This is a genomic window from Phycisphaerae bacterium (genome assembly GCA_019636475.1).
Taxonomy (GTDB): domain Bacteria; phylum Planctomycetota; class Phycisphaerae; order UBA1845; family UTPLA1; genus JADJRI01.
This window is the reverse complement of the sequence record JAHBXN010000004.1, coordinates 191468-211274: the sequence shown is the minus strand read 5'-3', so window position 1 is coordinate 211274 and position 19807 is coordinate 191468. Positions and strand designations below refer to the sequence as shown.

12 protein-coding genes are annotated in these 19807 nt (G+C 58.5%); 7 read left to right on the top strand and 5 right to left on the bottom strand.

The genetic code is table 11. From position 1 onward, the window contains the following. The first annotated feature begins 9 nt into the window (after positions 1-9). The 5 genes from KF841_08335 to KF841_08315 all read left to right on the top strand — a co-directional run bounded on the left by KF841_08335 (position 10) and on the right by KF841_08315 (position 10069). The gene (locus tag KF841_08335) at positions 10-669 is read left to right on the top strand and encodes a response regulator transcription factor (protein ID MBX3395362.1); all 660 of its coding nucleotides are present in this window, start codon (positions 10-12) and stop codon (positions 667-669) included. 636 nt (positions 670-1305) lie between these two features. After that, positions 1306-6195 (top strand): lamin tail domain-containing protein, encoded by a 4890-nt coding sequence (locus KF841_08330; GenBank protein ID MBX3395361.1) that lies wholly within the window; start codon positions 1306-1308, stop codon positions 6193-6195. 321 nt (positions 6196-6516) lie between these two features. Beyond that, positions 6517-8436, top strand: coding sequence for a hypothetical protein (locus tag KF841_08325; GenBank protein MBX3395360.1), 1920 nt, complete (start codon positions 6517-6519; stop codon positions 8434-8436). A gap of 199 nt (positions 8437-8635) precedes the next feature. Further along, complete coding sequence (gene cmk, locus KF841_08320) at positions 8636-9358, top strand: (d)CMP kinase (GenBank protein ID MBX3395359.1); 723 nt, start codon at positions 8636-8638, stop codon at positions 9356-9358. A 33-nt stretch (positions 9359-9391) separates the two neighbouring features. Next, positions 9392-10069, top strand: coding sequence for a 1-acyl-sn-glycerol-3-phosphate acyltransferase (locus tag KF841_08315; GenBank protein MBX3395358.1), 678 nt, complete (start codon positions 9392-9394; stop codon positions 10067-10069). A 24-nt stretch (positions 10070-10093) separates the two neighbouring features. On the opposite strand, the gene KF841_08310 is transcribed toward KF841_08315, so the two are convergent. The 4 genes from KF841_08310 to KF841_08295 all read right to left on the bottom strand — a co-directional run bounded on the left by KF841_08310 (position 10094) and on the right by KF841_08295 (position 17051). Beyond that, a complete protein-coding gene (locus KF841_08310) occupies positions 10094-13111 on the bottom strand; it encodes a M4 family metallopeptidase (GenBank protein ID MBX3395357.1) in 3018 nt (1005 codons plus the stop codon). Positions 13112-13476: 365 nt separating this feature from the next. After that, the gene (locus KF841_08305) at positions 13477-14976 is read right to left on the bottom strand and encodes a hypothetical protein (GenBank protein ID MBX3395356.1); all 1500 of its coding nucleotides are present in this window, start codon (positions 14974-14976) and stop codon (positions 13477-13479) included. Between the two features lie 547 nt (positions 14977-15523). Continuing rightward, positions 15524-16243: a PEP-CTERM sorting domain-containing protein gene (locus KF841_08300; protein ID MBX3395355.1), complete on the bottom strand. Its 720-nt coding sequence runs from the start codon at positions 16241-16243 to the stop codon at positions 15524-15526. A 100-nt stretch (positions 16244-16343) separates the two neighbouring features. Then, positions 16344-17051: a PEP-CTERM sorting domain-containing protein gene (locus KF841_08295; GenBank protein MBX3395354.1), complete on the bottom strand. Its 708-nt coding sequence runs from the start codon at positions 17049-17051 to the stop codon at positions 16344-16346. Between the two features lie 499 nt (positions 17052-17550). On the opposite strand from KF841_08295, the gene KF841_08290 reads away from it, so the two are divergent. Next, positions 17551-18321, top strand: coding sequence for an isoprenylcysteine carboxylmethyltransferase family protein (locus KF841_08290; protein ID MBX3395353.1), 771 nt, complete (start codon positions 17551-17553; stop codon positions 18319-18321). Between the two features lie 96 nt (positions 18322-18417). After that, positions 18418-18768, top strand: a complete 351-nt coding sequence (locus KF841_08285; GenBank protein MBX3395352.1) for a hypothetical protein — start codon at positions 18418-18420, stop codon at positions 18766-18768. A gap of 22 nt (positions 18769-18790) precedes the next feature. On the opposite strand, the gene KF841_08280 is transcribed toward KF841_08285, so the two are convergent. Further along, positions 18791-19738 carry a hypothetical protein gene (locus tag KF841_08280; protein ID MBX3395351.1) on the bottom strand — a complete coding sequence of 316 codons (948 nt, stop codon included), beginning with the start codon at positions 19736-19738 and terminating at the stop codon, positions 18791-18793. Positions 19739-19807: the final 69 nt, after the last annotated feature.

Genomic DNA, 19807 nt, shown 5'->3' with positions numbered 1-19807 from the left:
AGAACACAAATGGACAGGCAGATCCGAGTGCTATTGGCAGACGACCATGCGTGCTTCCGTGAGTCGATCGGGGAGATGTTACGGCGCGAGCCGGACATTGCCGTGGTCGGAATGGCCTGTGACGCCACTTCGGCAGTGATCAAGGCTGAACAGACCCAGCCTGACATCATTCTGATGGATATCCAGATGCCGGGACTGTTCAGCTTCGAAGCCGTCAGACAAATTGCAAGCGTGGCGCCTGCGATCAGCGTCATCTTCCTCAGCGCATTCCCTAACGATACATACATCAGCATGGCGATCGACGTCCGCGCCAAAGGATACGTCGTCAAGAAGGAAGGCTGTGAGCAGATCATTCTTGCCCTCCGAGAGGTCGCGTCCGGCGGAGCGTACTTCTCCAAGGAGATCAGCGATCGCATCATCGTCGGCCCCCGCGGTGTCCGGCTGGCCAAGGAGAAGACCTCTCGATTGGCGAAACTCAGCCGCCGACTTATCGAGATGCTCGTCTATATCGCTAAGGGCTATGGAAAGAAGCAGATTGCCGCCATCACTGGCAGAAGCATCAAAACGATCGATCACCACGTCGGCCGGCTTATGAAGCAATTAGACATCCACGATCGCGTGGGGTTGACGAAATTCGCGATTCGCGAGGGATTGGCGGAGCCGGAGTAAACGATTCAGATGGCCCTTGAAGTCGACTCAGCAGCGTCGCGGACATGATCCGTAAGGCTCGACGGGCGTCGGCGCGTCGCCTGCATATAGCGTCCCCGCGTTCGCCTTACGCGCACGCCAGCTCGGCGAAGGACGGGAGTTGCTCGGAATAGCCCGATTTGACCACGCGATGGGCCGATAACAACGAAGGCCGATTCTTCCAATTGTTGCTGTGCGACAATCCACAGTGACCCCTCGCGCCATGAAGACAATTCACAATTCTACCGGCAAGTCACAGGACAGTTCGTCTCGAAAACTCTTCCTAACGCTCGTTCGTTTCGATACAATCCAGTGAAGTTTGGGGACATTGAGGCGGCTGCGAACGCGGCCAGCGTGAGGGCGAAATTGCCCGGGATTGATTCGCGAAACGGGGGTTGAATGCCTAGCCGGCAGGCGAGGCAGATCGCACGCGATTCTTAGCGCAACTTCAATACACGTGCGATACCACGCCAATATTCTCCGGCTATCGTGTGCCCCGAAGGGTGGGAATTGGATAAACACACCAATGCGGCGTCACGTCCGTGGCCCGCGTGCTCGTCAACAAAAATCGTGACGCAATCGAAACGAGTTCTCGGAAATATTGGAGGAGTCGAAAGAATGAACGCAAAGTTTAGAGGATGGATTCTCGGTACCGCGCTGTGTAGCGCGATCATTTCCTGTTGTGCGGTCCAGACCGCAAAGGCAACACAGTATTATTCGGAAACATTTACGTATGCAGATGGAAATCTGACAGCCGTAAGCGGCGGCCTCTGGACAGCACACAGCGGAGCCGGCTCGAGTCCTGTTCCCGTTTCCTCTGGCACGGTAGTTCTCACAAGCGGTGCAGGTTCGCGTGAAGACGTCAACCGAGCGTTCACCACGCTTGCTTCCGGGCAGAGTCGATATGCATCATTCAAGCTGATCGTCCCGAGCACATCGGGCGTCCCTGCCGCTGGCGAGTATTTCGCGCACTTCATTCAGAGCACAAACTTCAGGGCTCGAGTCTGGCTGCTGCCGCCTGTCACCTCCGGCTTTCGACTGGGAATCGGCGACTCAGGCACCGCGCCATCCGGCGCCTCGGTGTGGGCCACGGATCTCAGCTTTGACACCCCTTATCAGGTTGTCACGCGCTATTCGTTCGACGGCACGACGCAGATGTGGATCAACCCGGTCAGCGAAGCAAGCACCCTGGTCTCGGCCACGGGCACAGCCAGCACCGCCATCACCGGCTTCGCGCTTCGGCAAGGCACAAATTCGTGCAGCCAGGTCATTGACGATGTCTGCACCGGTGACACCTTCGCCGATGTGATCAATTGCGGCGGACCGCCGCCCGTGACCGGCGCGTGCTGCAATGGCGGGACCTGCACACCGGGGCTGACGCAGATCGCCTGTCAGAACGGCGGCGGCATCTTCCTCGGCGACGGTTCCGTATGTGCCCAAGATGTCTGCACTGCCGGCGCCTGCTGTGTCGCGAATGATTGCCAGTTGGTCATCGCCGCCCAATGCAGCACGCTGGGCGGAAGTTTCAAAGGCCCGAGCACAAGCTGCACGCCAACGCCTTGCGGCCCCACCGGAGCTTGCTGCTCGCAGGATTTCTCCTGCACGAACAACCTGACGGTTCAACAGTGCTCGGCTCTGGATCCAAACGCGATCTGGTACGAAGCCAGCTTCTGTAACGCGGTCTGCGGCGCGACCGGCGCCTGCTGCGAGCTCGACGGCAGTTGCACCCTCGACGTACTCCAGTCCGCCTGCAACGCCACCAACGGTCGATGGACCGAGGGCGCATCGAGTTGCACCAATTGCACAGCGGTCTCGATTCAGCCCGTCATTATTTCCGAATATTACGAGTCGGCCCCAGGCAATCGAAAGGCGATCGAACTTTACAACACAAGCGCCGCCACGATCAGCCTCGACGGCCATCTTCTCGCGAACTACGCCAATGGTTCGGCCACTCCCACATCCACCTCCAGCCTCAACGGCATCACGATCCCTGCCAATGGCGTCGTCGTCTTCATCAACAACGTGACAGACGATATCCTCAACTTCGACGAAACCGCATCCAACGTGTATGCCCGTCCGGGCGTGATGAATTTCAACGGCAACGATGCCGTCGCGATTCTCTTCATCGACGCGACGACTGTGGTTGACATCTTCGCCGTCCCGACAGACAGCAACGCCGGCCCGCGCGGCACAATGCCGTATCAGGACTCGGCATGGGAGCGCAAGTGCTTTGTCACCGTCGGCAACAACGATTTCGACTCCTGCAATTTTGACGGCGAGAAGGCCTGCGGCGCACCGGGTTGCCCTCGCGGCACCAATCCGCCGCTCGACTGCCTGAATGGCGTGAATTACGACCAGTGGATCTTCGAGGGTCTGAATCCGGAGACCGACAACGGAAACCACTCGCTCGGCATACACGACTGCTCTGGCCCGCTCCCGACCGGAGCATGCTGCCCTGAGTCAGGTCCTGGTCGCGGCGCAGGCTGCTGCCCCGGCGATATGAACGCCGACAACACCGTTGACCTCAGCGACGTTCCGCTCTTCGTCAGCGCACTACTGAATAATGTGTATGACCCCTGCGCCGACATGAACAGCGACAACGCCGACAACGGCGCCGATATTCAAGCCTTCGTGGCTGCTGTCTTCTCCGGCGGCAACTGCGGTGGGCTGGAAGAGTGCACCGTTCTCACGCAGCCGCAGTGCCTGGCGCTCGGCGGCCTTTACCTGGGTGACGGCACGAACTGCATCGACAATCAGTGCCCGGCAGGCGCCAACGGCGCATGCTGCACCCCGACGGGCTGCGAAGACGGCTATCTGGCCAGCGAGTGCCAGACAGCCGGCGGTATCTTCTTCGGGCTCGGCACGACTTGTGCGAATGTCAATTGCAACATCGATACATCGGCTGTTGTGATCAATGAAATTCGAATTGACATGACCGGTACCGACACCGACGAGTACTTCGAACTGGCCGGCCCTCCGGGAACCCTGCTCAACGGGCTTACGCTGATTGTCATCGGCGATGAGTCGTCGAGTGCTGGTTCGGTGCCCGGCGATCAAAGTGGCTACATTGAGCGAGCCTACAACCTCAATGGCCAGATCATCCCGGCCGACGGTCGATTCCTTGCGGCCACTGGTGCATTTACTCTCAACGGCGCGGTCCCCGATTTCATTATGCAGACTGGCATCGATGCCTTTGAGAACAGTGACAACCTCTCTTTCCTGCTTGTGACCGGTTTTAACGGCGCAGTCGGTGATAATATCGACGACAATCGCGACGGCATTCCCAACGCGATTCTCCCGTGGTCCGGCATCAACGACTGGGTTTCCGTGCGTGAAAACGGCAACCCCCCGCCGGCCGCCAACGATGAATGGGTCTATGACTTCTCACCCGCACCGGGTGCCATCGTCGGCCCCGATGGCGCTTTCGCTCCGGGACATGTGTATCGCAACAATCCAATGACCAACACCGACGGCGCAGGGACTCCGTGGCAGATCGGTCCCTTCAACCCGGTCGGCGGTGACGACACACCCGGTCTTCCGAACGTGATCGCCGGCGCCTGCTGCATCAACGGCACTCAATGTAGCGTCCTCTCACGCGCTGCGTGCAACACTGCGGGTGGCGAATACAAGGGGACGGGCACGAACTGCGATGTCAACGTATGCGTCGGCGCCTGCTGCGATGGCACAAACTGCACGGTGGTCACCGCTACGGATTGCAGCACGATCCCGAACGCGCTCTATCTCGGCGATGGCACGACGTGCGCGTCGAATCCGTGCGGTGCGGCCTGCATCACCATTGCGGAAGCCCGCGCTCTGCCGGACGGCACTGGCGTCCGTGTCTGCGGCGTCCTCAGCAGCAACATCGACACCGTCGCGAGCGGTACGCAGGGCAGCTTCCAGATTCAGGACACCAGCGGCGCTGACGGCCAAACCGCGATTACCGTCTTCGGTCTGACCGGGGTCGGCGAGCCGATCACCACCATTTTGAGCCAGGTCAGCGAGGGCCAGCAGATCGAATTGACTGGCACGTTGTCCACATTCAACGGCCTGCTCGAACTGGTCAACGGATCGACCCCGCTGCAACTGGTTTCGACCGGCGCGATCGTCGGCGTTCCGGCTCCGGTGACAATCACCGCGGCCGAATTCCAGGAAGGCTCCGCTACCGCAGAAAACTACGAAAGCGAAATCGTGAGAGTCGATTGCGTCGTCTTTAACGACGGCAACGGCTCCAATTTCTTCGACGGTGGAAGCTTCGGCACCAACTACACAGTGACCGTCGGCGGCCAGGAAATTGTCTGCCGCGTCGGAACGAACAGCACAACGCTTCAGGGCCAGTTCATTCCGGTCGGCCCCGTTAACGTCCTTGGCATCCACAGTCAGTTTGACAGCACCGACCCGCGGACCGGCGGCTACCAGCTCCTGCTCCGCAAGTTTGAAGACGTTGAAACCAACGCACCAAACTGCATTCCCGGTAACGGCGCGTGCTGCAATAATGGTGTCTGCACGATCGGTACGCAGGCGGAGTGCATCCTCGCCGGCGGCATCTATCTTGGAGATGACACCGATTGTTCCGCCGGGTGCCCGGGCGGTGACTGCCTCATTATCAGCGAGGTGGTGGACGGCGACCGAACCAACGGCACGCCGAAGTGGATTGAAATCACCAATACCGGCGCAACCGACTACACGTTTACGGCAGGCGGCGTGTTCATCGCCGTCAACGGCAGCACTTCGAAGACCGTGGTCAACCTCACGGGGACGACGATCCTCGCCGGCCAGTCATACGTGATCTGCGGCACACCCAACGGCGGCGTCGCAACCTTCCTCGACACCTATGGCTTCAATCCGGATGCCTCGTCCAGCGTCATCAACGGAAACGGCGACGACGTCTACGGCATCACCGACGATGCAACCGGAACCAATATCATCGACATCTACGGCGTGCTCGGCGTGGATGGCACGGGTCAACCCTGGGAATACACCGATCGCGTCGCCCAGCGAAATCAGAACGCCAGTTCCAGCAATGGCGGACTGTTCGATGTGTCAGACTGGACGATCACATCGGTCGACAGCGGAACAGGCGGTACCGACGCCGACTCCAAGCTGCTGCTCCAGATCTTCACCAATCCGGGCACACACGTGTTCGATCCATGCTCCGGCAATCAATCCTGCGCCGCCCCGGAAGGCACCCGAGCCATTGAGCGATGCGGTGGCCAGGACGAGCCGGCATGTGCCCAGGGCCAGACCTACTGCTACGTGATTGTCGATGCGTTCCAGGGGAATCCGAATATCCCGGCCAATTGCCCGAGATGCGCGGTGATCGACGGCGGAACAATCTGTGTCCCCTGCACGGGAAGCTGTCCGGACGGTGCGAGTTGGATCTTCCGCTGGAACAACTACGACGGTCAGGGCAGTGACTGCTATTTCGAGGGGTCAGTGCTCTTCAGCGGCGGATGCCTCTCGAGCGGCCCGGGCTGCCCGCAGGGAACATTCAACGAAGTCGCACCGTAGGAATCTGATGCACGGCACAATCCAGCGTCGCTCATTTAGGGACGTCGGACAATCGTAAGGATCAGCCCCCGGTCGAACGGTCGACCGGGGGCTTTTCCGTGATACAATGTAATAATTAGCCTGCCGCAACTTGCCGGCTCATTTCGAGAATGCAGTCGGTCCGCATTCATGGGGTGCGCGCGGCAACGCAATTCGCTGGATATATTTGTCGCCCTCGGCGGAAACCGGCGGCGTCTGGTGATCTGAATCGGATCGCGCGGCTGTATCGTCCGCAGGCGTGGATTCGCGCGAACCGGCTCATCGACTGAGGGGTGAATAGGGATGCCGTCTCGCTTTGATGCAACGTTCACACGCGCAGGCGCACGATCAATCGTAGGCTTGCTGGTCACTCCCACACTCTTGCTTCTGGCCTGGACGGCCGAAACCGGCGCGGACGTTCGAGTCTGCACATACAACCTGCTTCAATACACGACCGGCGCATCGGCGAGTCGCGATCCCAATCTGCGACTCATACTCTCCGCGATCAATCCCGATATCGTCGCCGTTCAGGAGGTCGCAAACCTTTCGGCAATGAACAACATTCGCGACAATGTGCTCAATCATGCCAGCGGCCCAGGCTCATCAAATCCTTATTCACTCGGATCCTTCAGCGACACAAGCAGCAATCTCGACATCGGGTTGTTTTATCGTACCAGCAAGTTTTCTCAGGTCGGCTATGTGCTGATTCCGGCTGCGACCGCGCCACGACCCGCACATCGCTGGCGGCTGCGCCCCGTCACGGACGCCTCGGGCAACAATGACCTTTACGTCTATGCAATGCACCTCGCCGCGACCAATTCTGACCAGCGCGCTGATCAGGCTGCCGAAGTCCGCAATAACGCCAACAGTCTGCCGGTTGGTTCGGCCGTGATCTATTCGGGAGATTTCAATATCGGTTCCACGTCGGAAGGCGCGTACCAACGATTCACCGAATCGCAGGTAATCAACATCGGCCGCGCCTGGGATCCGCTCAATCCGAATTATGCACCGCAGTCATGGTCCTCCAATTCGGCCTTTGCACTGATCCACTCCCAGAGCCCCTATCTCGATAATCCCGGAGCCCCCAGCGGCGCGGTCGGGGGCGGCCTGGATGACAGGTACGATTTTGTGCTGATCAACGGCCCGCTGCATGACGGCGTGGGTCAGGACTACATCCCGGGCTCCTATCGTTCATTCGGCAACGACGGCCTTCACTACAACAAAGACATCAACGATTCACCGGTCATTCCCGAGGGGATCGCCATAGCCAATGCACTGCTCGCGGCATCCGACCATTTGCCGGTCTATCTCGATCTGACCGACCCACTTTCTCAGCCGGTCATCGCCACTACGCCGAACTCAACGCTCGGTTTCCCGCAGGTACTGACCGGGGCAAGCGTCTCCGCCAATCTCACCATCGCCAATACCGCGCCGGCGCCGGGCATTCCGCTCCAGTACAGCTTCAACCAGCCCCAAGACTACGCTGCACCGGTCGGCACGTTTGAGTTGGACCCGGCGACCAACAGCCTTCACACGATCTACCTCACCGGCACGGCAACCAGCGGCCCGAAGTTCACTACGCTCTCGATTACCAGCAATTCGACGCCAAACCCCAAGAACATTACGCTTGCTGGTCTCGTTCTGGATCACGCCGTGCCATCGACCGCCCCCAACGATATCGTTCTCACCGGCATGGTCGACTTCGGCACCCAGGAGATCGGCCAGTTCACCGATCAACCTGCCACCATCCACAACGCGACCGTTCCGCAATTTCCCAACAAGGTGAATCTCTCGATCGAATCAGGCACAATCTCCGACGACGCGACCGGACGGTTCAGCCTGGTCAATTTCTCGCCCCCGATCACGGGAATCGTTGACTCCGTGGCTATCACGGTCCACTTTGACGACAACAATGCCGCGCCCGGCGTCCATTCCGCCACACTGACCTTTACCACGCATGACAGCACGGCGGCCGCGGGCGCTATGCAACTTGACGATATTGTATTCAGTTTACAGGCGATCGTGCCGCAGCCTCAGGGCCCCATTCGCGGCGATTTCAATCTCAATCTCGTCGTCGACCTCGAAGACGTCGATCCGTTTGTCGAAGTTCTCCTCGATCCTGATTCGGCAGCGCCGGATGAACTCTGGATCGCCGACATGAATGAGGACATGGTGGTGGATTCGGCCGACTTGCAGGCATTTGTCGATGCACTGCTCAACTAAGCCTCGTCCGCAACCTCAACGGACATCTTTCGCTACGGGAATTCACATCGACGATCGAGGCACGTCTCGCCGCGATTCGTGCCGCCGCCGGCTGACTCATACGGGCCGCTGACCGCGCCCTGCCGCTTTTTTTGACCACCCGTCCGCGAATTCTTATAATCGTTCCCGGAGAAACACTTTCGCACTTCACGGATGAAACATGATCATCACGATCGACGGTCCGGCCGGCTCGGGAAAAAGCACTGCGGCGCGTAAGCTCGCTGCTAAGCTTGGAGTCGCTTATCTCGATACCGGCGCGATGTACCGGGCCATTGCCCACGCCGCGCTGGAACGGGGCGTCCATTTGAAGGATCAGGACGCACTCATTGCCGTCGCCCGCGACGTGGAAATCAGCCTCGACTGCGGACCGACACATACGCGCGTTACCATCGACGGAGTCGATGTCAGCGAAGCGATCCGAACGATGGCAGTCAACCAGGCCACGAGCTACGTCGCGAGAATCCAGCAGATACGCGATCTGCTCGTCCAGAAGCAGCGCGAGATCGGCCGACGTCTGGGTTCGCTGGTTTCCGAAGGTCGTGATCAGGGAAGCGTCGTCTTTCCCAATGCGGACCTGAAGTTCTTCCTGGATGCCGCAATCGAAAAGCGCGCCTTGCGCCGCTATCAGGAGCTTTCCGCGGATGGCGAAGAAGCGTCATACGAACTGATCCTCGAAAATCTCCAGCAGCGCGACGGCAATGATCAACGCCAATGGGCGCCGCTCCTGGAGCCGGCTTCGGCGGTCCACATCGACACCTCCAACATGTCGAGCCACGAAGTCGTCGAACGGCTGCTCGTCGAAGTCCACCGAAAAATGGATTCGAAGTCCGGAGCCGATTCGATGGATCGCCCTGCCGCATTGACATCGCCGATGCCCAAGTGAGAAGGTGAACGACGCAACAACAGCGCGCCGCTCATGACCGACACATACGCCACTGAATCGACAAAGCCGCTCTACGGCACTTTACGGTTCCTCTGCTGGACCGCGTTCAAGACCTATTTTCGTGGCCGCGCATTTCATGTGAATCGCGTCCCGATGACGGGCCCCGCGCTGCTCGTTGCCAATCACCAGAGCTTCCTGGATCCAATCGTCGGCGCGTTGTCGCTGCCGCGGGAGTGCAGCTATTTGGCGCGAGAGACCCTGTTTCGGAATCGCTTTTTCGGGGGACTGATTCGAAGACTGAACGCTTTTCCCGTCAAACGCGGCGCCGCCGATGTCAATGCGGTCAAGGAGGTGCTCCGCCGTTTGCGAGATGGGAAACTCGTGATGATCTTTCCCGAGGGCACCCGTTCGCGTGACGGCGCCATTTCGCGATTTAACCCCAACTCACTCCTCATTGCCCAGCGTGCGAAAGTTCCGATCGTGCCGGTGCTCATCGACGGCGCCTACCAGGCGTTTCCGCGCGGACGGTTCATTCCCAGGCCGTACCGGATCCATGTCATCTACGCCGAGCCGCTCACTGTCGAAGAGTCGTCGACCTGGCCGATCGATCGCATCGTGGATGTGGTCATGCAACGATTGGAAGCCGGCATGGAAGAATCGCGTCATCTGCGTCAAGGACGACTCGGCCCGAATCGAACTCACGCGAAATGACAGGCCTCAGCCGCGATGGAATCCTCAGGGGCAGCCGGCGGAGAGAATGCAGCCGACAAAATCCACGACATCCTCGCCATCCGCTCGGCCGTCGCGATTGATGTCCGCGGCACAGTGATGGGCTCCGGATGCGGAATCATTCAGCAGGACCGCGACGAATTCGGCGATGTCGCCGAGATTCACCAGGCTGTCCGAATTCAGATCACCACGGATGGTGCCATCGTAGCGGCCCAGCAGATCGATCGCGAAGTTATAGAGCGGGTCGTGGCAATAAGTCTGACAGATCTGTCCCAACTGACCCGAGCCGGGGAGCCAGCCAAAGAGCGCCCGTTCCCACAACCATGTCGACGGATGCCCGCTGGTGTCGTTGAACAACTCCACAAAATACCGCCCGGCAGTCAAATCGACCGGCGTCGAAAGCGTCGCCTGGTACACATACTCGGTTGTCGGAAACGATGCGCTGCCGAAGGTCCTACCCGTCGCAACCCGGCTCGGAACAATGGCGGTTCGTTCCGTGATAAACGTTCCGGGGATTCCACCATTCCATGTATAAATGCGAATCGTGAACGAATCCGGCGCGGGAGCATTCGGCGTGTATCCGCCCCAGAATCGCAGACCTTCAAGCCTTGCTGGACGAAGCAGTTCAAAATCCTCAGCTCGTTTGTTCATGCCGGCGGAAGGATGAGGATCCGCATCGCTGATGAAGCTCGTGGACCGGTTCGGAATCTGACGCAGGAAATACGCTGCATCCAGCGCGAGTTCCGCGTCCATCTCATCCGGCAGGCCGTTGCCGTCGCAGTCGCCGCTGCTACCGCAGGCAAAGATTCGAACATCATCCACAAACCATCCCGTCAGCCCGAAGCAGTCATCCTTCGCAAAATCGAACCTCACGCGAATCGTGTCTCCGGCCGATGCAAATGCGCCGATGTCCACGACCGTCGTACCCCACGATCCGCCATAGCCGCTGAATGCGGGTCTGCCGGCAAGCGGATTGGTATTGTCCTGGACGACTTGAAACAGACTGGTGTTGTGGCGATTGTAGTGATACGCCACGGTGGGAAGATAGACCCAGTCTCCGCCATTCACCTGAATTGCGACCGTCCCGCCGTCAAAGCGAGGCTCCGACTCCATGAAATGATCGAACGTTAGTGTTAGTGTCTCGACACCCTGCGGCACGACAGTCGCCGGGCTGATCAATGAATGGATCGCCGCCTCCGCGACATCCGGCCCGCAGTTCGTCAGATTGGGGTCGTCACAAAACCAGGCCGTCCCGGGTCGATTGAATGGAAGCGACGAACGGAGAACCCAGTCATATACGGTATTGGGGCCGGTATTCGAAACCGTCCATCCCGTCGCCCCGGATTCAAAATCGTCAGCGAAGATGACTATTGGCTCCGCGCACTGGGGCGCCGGCGACGAATCGAGCAATGGAACCGTCTCGCCGCACGCCCCCGGCACGTTCAACTCCACCGCGAGCAGCGCCTTGTTCACTTCGGCCGCATCGGCCGCCGTAATCTCCTGATTCGAAGGCAAGCCCGTGCGCGGATCGAGCGGGAAAGTCCCGACAAGGTCCAATGCGGCCTGGTTGATTGCGTGGTAGGCATCCTCGAAATCAGACGCCACCGTGAGATACGTACTCAACGCTCGATACCAGATCGCCCCGGCCTTGATCGGCCCGATGCCCGAAACCGTCTGACCATTGAATGTCTTGCCGTCGCAAACGATCGCGAAGCAATGATTCAGAATGCCGCTGCCGCTATGAACCCCGCCATTGTCATTCAGCGAGCAGCCTTGCAATGGCGATGTCGATTTGTCCGGATGACTGTAGCAGGTAGGCCGCCACATATCCCGAAGGCCGATCGGGAACGGGGCCGCATCCTCTCCGATCAGCCATCGCACCCCGTCCGGCCAGGCTTCGTTTCGGTAGCTGCACATCGTGCCGCGAAGATTGTTCGGCCAGTCATTGCCGGGGCCCGACTCGTGTTCAACCCACGCAGTGCCATCGGACTGTCCCGCAAAAGCCGACCCGCTGTTGAACAAGTCGACGAGTTCTCCGAAGATATCCGAGAAACTCTCATTAAGTTGTCCCGACTGGTTCTGATAAATCAGGTTCGCCGTGTACTGCGTGACCCCGTGCATGTACTCGTGGGCGACGATGTCATCGACCGTCAATCCGGGACAGTAATACATCCACCGAAATACGAAGCTCCACGACGCGTTCGGATAGATCGGGCAATTGACAGCATCATAATATGTCGTGGCCACCAGCGGCGATCCCTGATCGTCGTAACTGTCGCGACCGAAACCCAGCAGAAAGTAGTTGTACGCATCGCCAAGGTAGTCATACGTCCGATCGATTTCACCATCACCATAGACCGGGTCGCCTTCCGCGCGGATCAGCGTCCCGGGAAGCTCCGTCAGCCCGAAGGCAGTATGCACGCGCCGATCGAGCGCGTCGCAAAGCACAGACCACTGGTCGAGTATAACGCCCTTGTTCGCATCGACAAAAAACGCCTCTTCACGATGCGGGTTCGAGGCGAGAAGAACCACATGATAGGCCAACCTCACGCCGGCGGGCGGGTCGCCATACCATCCGGGATCCACAATCATCAATTCAACGGAATGCGCCGTCGCATCCATGCTCTCAATCGAACGTCGCGCCGAATCGACGGCTGCATCCGGCGAGATGGGCGGAACCGTCGAAAATTCTGACGGCACGGCATAGTATCTACCGTTGACCGCGGTCAACTCCCCGCCTTCTCGGAAATGTGCGAGCAGGATGCCGGAAAAAACCGGAACCCCGCAGTGCACCTGCTGAAAACGACGTCGTAACCGGCCCTGCGCGTCAATCGCCTCGTCCACGAATTGCAGGTCATCTTCGAGTGACTGTACGCCGAAAATCGCAGCCGAGTCTTCAAAACTCGGCGCAGACGCACCACCGCCTTCGGCGATGACCCAGGTCACCCGACCGGCCTGTGTCGAGCGAATAACTCTCACTTGAACGGACGACGGCGGCCCCGGCACCGCGTCGACAATTGCCACCGCGCTCCCGTCAATCTCTGAGTTTGCGACGCCGATTTCGCTTTCAGACGACCGCGCCGCGCCAAGTCCCCCAGACGACCCGATCGCGATTGCAAAAATCAAAATCACCCTGTCGGAAAGTCGGCGGCGAGATCGAAATGAGCGCGCAATTGAAACTGGGGCATGACTGTTCATGTCGCGCGAACTCCAATCTCCATCCACCGGTAAATCCAGACTATCGAATACCATGCCGAAATACAATTCACTGCCGGTTTTCGGCGAATTTTAGCGATGAAGTGAACGGAACTTCTCCGGCAAAACCACTCCATATAAGGATATGCGATGTAGGATACTGAGGGAGAAGACGTCGATGTGTACCTGCACACTCAAGGCTCTGGCGAGCCGTCATCCGGCGTGGGCGGCTGCATCAACCCACCAGATTGCGACAACAGTTGCTCAGTGAAGCTGGGAATGTCGGCGAGATTGACATGCCCATCACGATTGGCATCCGCAGCCCAGCAAATTCGCAGCGGCCACTGTGATGCGCCGTTATCGAGGATCATCTCCATGAATTTGGCGATGTCCCGGGCATCCACTCGATGGTCCTGATTGAGGTCGCATGTTCCACGGAGCGGATCAGGCGAGTCAGTGCCAAATACAAGCGGTCCGAGCATGAGGAAGGCGTCGTCGTCATCTATGATTCCGTCCCCGCTCATGTCCGCGGCCGCAATCATCATTGGATCATTTACGAGGCCCAGCAACAGCGGAGAGAGCAACGCGAGATCGACGCCATCCACCATGCCGTCGTTATTGATGTCGCCGTTGCCGCGCGAATTCGGCGGTACGACATCGAACCAGTTCGGTACATGCAAAAAGGGATCACCGAAAAAAGTCCACATCCAGTCATTCAGCGGATTCGCGAGAAAGAACGATTCACCGGCCGTCCAACCCTCTTGCATGCAAGCGACAAAGATCTTCGGAAACGGCGCCAGGAACTGCGGCTCCCCGGTGGAGCCGAGTGCGGATGCATAGCCGCCGGCGATCGCATTCGGAACGAACCGAGCCCCGTCCGCGCTGGTGCTGCGAACAGTGGTCGCTCCCCAGCTATTGAAGTTGTAGGCGAAGATGCGTGAGCCAGGAATTTTCGACATCAGCCGCCCATCGTTCCAGTCATCCACGTCGTGCGTGTCGATTCGAAAGGCATCAAAGAATGTCCCCTCGACATCGGAATCAAACTCACGCCACGGAACCGACGCCAATTGGGGCGAAATCACCGCGTCGCGCAGCCAGGGCCAGATTCCTCCAGAACTGGCGAATTGCGAATCGCGGTAATCGAACCAGCCATACTCTCCATGAATATAATGGTCCGGAGCCTCGATCGCTTTCGCGCGAAGTGTCATGGCCTTGGCCAACGCAAGCGTCGGCGCATCGATTCGAGCGACCATGAAAATTGTCGGCGGCATCTGAGCCTTCGTAAGTCGGCCGTTGGGCGGCAGCGCGGCACCAGCGAATTGCGGGCACATGAGGTTGTACCCCTGCTGTGCGGCAGGAGAAAGTAGGTCGTCGTACATGTCTTGCAGCGCGTCGGCGACTGAGAATCCCCCCGGGCCACCCTGCGGCGGCGTCGCGTACGAACCCGGCAGTCGAAACCCGAGCAGTATCCCCATGATCCGGCTGCGGAGATCGGCGTCCGCATCGAGCAGATCGCGCACCGGCCCGACAATCTGCTCCTGTACTTCTTCCATGGACTCGAGATGCTCGTCCGTCGAAGCAAGAAGCCCGATCATGTTTTCATCAGGAATGTGACGCTGCTCCTGATACCAGGCGGCCCACGAAATACTTTCCGCGTCGTTCAGGTTATATAAAACGAGCCAGCTGTCAGGCATGGATGCCGTCCGCTGATCGCTTGGCACGTCTTCGCCCATGCCGAAAGCCGCGCGCGGAAAAAGCGCAGCGGACAAAGCAACAATTAGTACAAACCAGCGGGCGCCCATCGCGAACCTATTCCAAACCCCGCCGTCCGATTGACCGCGATTAGAGGTGCAATCTGGGACAGCCATCCCTCTCGTCTCGTCCGAATAGGTCTTCGGACTGACAATCTTGGTGCAAGTTACCAAGTCGCCGCAGAGATCGGGCACCGCCGCTCGGACACTGTGCCGAAGTACACTGTTTATGCTTCGGCAAGAACTGCCGACCGGCATAAACAGTCAGAAACCGCCCGCGGAACTCACATGAAGCTCAGCCTGCCACCAGCCTCTGAAGTTTCGTAGGGAATGCCCGTTCAGCCCTTTGCGGGCGACGGTCCATACAAAGAGAAACCGGTGCCTCACACAATCGGTGGACACCGGTCTCAAAAATTTCATTAAACCATTCGAATTGTACCCAATTGGGCGCTAATAGTCGCCCGACGCCTTCATTCGAATGTCAGGTCATTTAGCGTCGGCGCCGAACAAGCGCCAAGGCACCAAACGCCAACAGCGAAAGAGTCGCCGGCTCGGGCACGAATCCAACTTCAATTCGGTGAGTCTGAAGCTGGTGATTGATGGAAGCCGTTCCGAACGCTCCCGCGACGGCTTCAAGAATGCTCCCGAAGCTAACGCGAAGACTGCTGAACGGAGCAGGAAACTCCCAGGTGATATCCAGCGTGGAAATCGCCGAGTAGGAACCTTGGCCGGTGGTAATCGGCGAAGCGTTCGGACTGGCGATGACCAACGGCTCGTTCCATGAGCGGTTCAAGCCACCGAGCTCCTCAAGTCCAACGCCTCCGCCAAGAGAGACGTAAGAACCATCACCCTGGACACCGTACGATCCGAAAACCCGGATCTCCATGCGAGTGATCTGGAATCCCGGCATCATGGTGATGTTCCACCGAGCCTCTTCCGCAAGCGAGCTCGAACCGCCGTTCGACGCACTCACCCCGAAGCCGCCCAAGCCACCGAACACGAACGTGTCGACGCCCGCGTTGGAAACGACCGACGGGTTCTTGAAGATGTTCAGATCGCTCTCGCCACCCGACCAGGTGAACTTGCCCGAAGGCGCAGCGCCAGCCGCGTTAGTCGTCCACGGAACTGCTGCCAGTGCAGCAGGCGTGCTAACGGCCAAGCCCACAATCGCGGCCACAGCCCCAACGGTCCTCTTTGCAAACGATGTCATCTTTTCCTCTCCTCAACTTTTGCCTGATGAACCTCAGGCCTTGCTTTATAAGTCCGAGACAGCCACTGGCCGTCAATTTCCTTATCGTATTCGAGCGAAATTAGCGCCGGCGGCGAATCAGTGCGACACCGCCCAGGACCGCCAGAAGTCCAATCGTACCAGGCTCGGGGAAAATCACCGACGAATACGTCTTCTGAACAAACGTGTCCGGGTTCGAACCGCTAACATGCAGGATATTCGTAATCTGAATCTGGGCGTTCTCAAAGCCGAAGATCGGCGCGAAGAACTGATTCAACGCCGTCGCACCTGCGGGAGTGAGGATGTATTCCGCTTCCCATGTCCCGTCCATATTGAAATCCGCGAAAATCGATTCGGGTGCAATCAACAGCAGCTGGCTCGCTGAAAACATGCTGAAGTCATACTGAATCTGGATGTCCGCCAGGTTCCCGCCCCATGTTCCACGCTCTCGGAAAATGATCTGCGAAATCGGACCGGCTCCTCCCGGATTCGATCCAGCGATATCGAATTCAAAATCGACCGAGCCGTGCACCGTATTCGGGCCACCCTGCTCAGCACGGAAGTACATGTCGCCATAGTCATTGCGGAAGAAAAATCCAAGTTCATCAACCGCCGGCGATCCAAATGCAGTCGAGTCGGGAACGAAATCCAGATGCTCACCCGAGGTCCAGCCGAACGCCGTGTTGGTCCCGGACGCATTCACCGGCCATGCCGAAGCGAACACAGACGAACTGGACGCAACGACCGCAGCAAATGCAACAATCGCGAGAATTGCTTTCCGCTTGAACATTGAAGCTTCCTTCTCCTCTGCGAGCCACGATAGGACCCGCATGACTTCCGACCCCCCGCAGATGCACTCCCTCTCCGAGCACACTCCGGGGCTTCTTCCACCTACTAGGTAAATTATCGAACCCGGCCCCTTCGTGTCAATCTTTTTCGGAGTTGCGGCAACATTTTTTTCGGTCCTTGGCCCCAGACTGTCCGCCAGGAATTCACAGGCACAGAAACTTCAATGGACGCTCTTGAGTCGCTGTAAACGCATAAATGAAAAGTACTTAACGCACTATATCGCACCGACGATTCCATGCACAGCCCACTGCGGCTATCCCAAGGGGAATCACGAGCCGCGAAAATCAGTGTCTTTACCTGTTATTAATAACGCTGACGACGCGATTCCCACCTGATTCGCGCGTGATTCGCCGATCGCGATGTCGCATAACCCTCGGATTTGAATGGGACCGCGGTTGGTCGCAACCGACGGGGTCGACGCGACAGGAGGATCTTAAAAAATGGCGAAGCGAAGTGCGGTACTTACCTACGGAATCGTTTGCTACACGGCATTTCTATTGACTTTCCTCGCATTGATTGGATTCGTGACCGACATCGGCCTTCCAAAGACAATTGACAACGGGCCGATTGCGGAATCGGGACTTTTCATCCTCCTTAATGCAATATGGCCGCTGCTCTTCGGCTTACAACATGCGGTCATGGCAAGGCCACGATTCAAGTCGTGGTGGACACGAGTCATTCCGCCAGCCGCGGAGCGAAGTACCTTCGTCCTGATCGCATCCGCAATCCTCGCGATGATGATGTGGCAGTGGCGAACCATGCCCACCGTCATCTGGGCCGTCGATTCGGGCTGGGGCCGGGTTCTCCTGCTGAGCATTTCCTTCTCCGGATGGGGCACCGCGCTATACTCGTCGTTTCTCATCAATCACTTTGACTTGTTCGGGCTTCGGCAGGTGTTCATGTATTTTCGTGGCGTCGAATATAGACCGGTGCCTTTTTCAAAGAAGTCGCTCTACCGGTACGTCCGACACCCGCTGATGCTCGGATTCTTGATCGCTTTCTGGGCCATCCCGACGATGACTCTGGGGCATCTCATGTTTGCCTCCATCTTCACGGCCTACATCCTCCTCGGTACCCGAATCGAAGAAAGAGATCTGTTGACGCAAATCGGCGACGACTATCGGCGATATCGAGCACAGACACCAATGCTCATTCCGCAGCCTTTCCGGAAACCAGTGGAGGTCGGCGAGCCCCGTGCCGAAACAGCCTGACGTGGCGCGGGACTTCCCCCGGGCCCGAACATTCGACGACAGCCTAACCAGTGTCGCGCTATCATTGGGTCGCTTCACTTGAAATGGAGACGACCCATGACTCGCGGAAAATGGCTGTTTCAGATAAGCGCCGGTGCCGTGATCCTGGCCTTCCTCGCGATGTTCCTGTGGGCCGGAAGAAGTGAAAATGTTCTGACGGCGCTTGAGCGGATGCTGGGAGATCCGTGGGGCATCACGACGCTTTTTGATTTGGGAATCGGACTGGCATTCGCCGGCATGGCCATCTACCTGATCGAAGGAAGCCTCATTCGGGCCCTGCCTTGGTTGATTCTCCTGATTCTCCTCGGAAATCTTGCGACCGCGGCCTATCTACTGAGACGATCGCTCAGAGCCGGCAGCGTCCGCGGGATATTCTCAATCCAGAGCGTTCAGCCCCGCGAGTATTGATGGATGCCGCTGACCCGGCGCTTCAGGGAGTTTCATCAGTCCGCCCGGTTTCCTCTGTGCCGCCGGCACGTTTCAGCCAGCCGTCGAAATCCACGCCGGACATCGGCTTCGCGGATTTTCGATCGTATTCAGCCAACCGCGCCTGAAAAACAATATTTCCCGGAGAGAGTTTGGCGGCGTTCCGAAGACTTTCCAGGGCGGAATCGCGATCGGACTCCTCAGCCTCCCCGGATTCCGAACGCGCAAGAAGACCGACCCCCAGCCGGAAGAACGCAACCGAATCCTTCGGGTTCTTTTGCAGGATTCGCGAATAGGTGCGCAGCCCTTCATCCAGTTCGACCGAACTGCCAGCGATGACCAGCGCATCTCCCAATTGTCGTTCGATCGATTCATCCCGACTTTCGGCGGCCATTCGCTTCAACGCCCGATGGTTTGGGGGTTCCAATTCGGGCGCACGTGCCTCGTATTTTCCAGCCTTGAACTTCTTCTTCACAAATTCCCGCTCAATCGTCTCAGGAACAGGATTGATCAGCCGAACAAAACCCATCTCATCGACCGCAACGACTGTCGGAAGGCTGTCCACGCTCGAAAAATTGTACGGATCGTGCAAAAGCGGAATCCCGTACTTCTTCCACCGAGCAAAGATCGCGGCGCGCTCCGCACGCTGTTCGTGCATGATCGCCACCAGCGCAATTTTCTTCGACGCCCGCAGCTTCTTCGTCGCGGAAATCCATGTCTCCAGCGTCTCTACGCTCTGCGCGTGCCAGGGCGCGAAATGAACGATCAGGAGTTTCCGTTCACGAAATGAATCGACCGAGAGCGGATCCCCCCCCTCGGCCGGTCGCAGGTGCAGCGCAATAATCGGATGTCCGACCTCCAACCCCTCGACAACCGTTCCGGCCGCCGATTTCTCGGCAGCGCATGCCGTAATCACCGACGCGATCAGAACGACAATCGAGCGATTCAGCATATTGTTTCACCTGACTTCGTCACGAACAGCGGGCAATCCCGCTCGCAAAACACATTGCCGCTTTGGCGC